1 protein-coding gene is annotated in these 303 nt (G+C 78.5%); it reads right to left on the bottom strand.

Translation table 11 applies throughout. The features are described 5' to 3' along the window. Window positions 1–303: MBG domain-containing protein (locus EOE48_RS29575; protein WP_187371608.1), on the bottom strand; the 303-nt coding region annotated here is incomplete at both ends.

Genomic DNA, 303 nt, shown 5'->3' with positions numbered 1-303 from the left:
CGGCCACGGCGAGGGGGTAGGCGCCGGCGGCGCTGGCGGCGTCGAGGGCGAAGCCGCTCGACAGGCCGGTGAGCACGCCGATCCCCTCGCCGGGGGCGAGGCCTGTGGCCGACAGGCCCGGATCGACCGGGGCGTCGCCGTAGACCGAGGTGCCGCTGTTGGCGGTGACGGTGACGGGCCGCGGGGTGATGGTGAGGGCGGCGCCGGCCGGCAGGGCGTAGTTCGAGGCGAGCCCGTTGCCGCCGGTCACCGCGACGGCGAGGCCGGTGAGGCTCGTGCTGGCGTGGAGGCCGGCCTCGGCCG

Origin of the sequence: Methylobacterium oryzihabitans (assembly GCF_004004555.2) — a bacterium.
Lineage (GTDB): Bacteria > Pseudomonadota > Alphaproteobacteria > Rhizobiales > Beijerinckiaceae > Methylobacterium > Methylobacterium oryzihabitans.
This window is presented reverse-complemented; position numbering and strand designations above follow the sequence as displayed.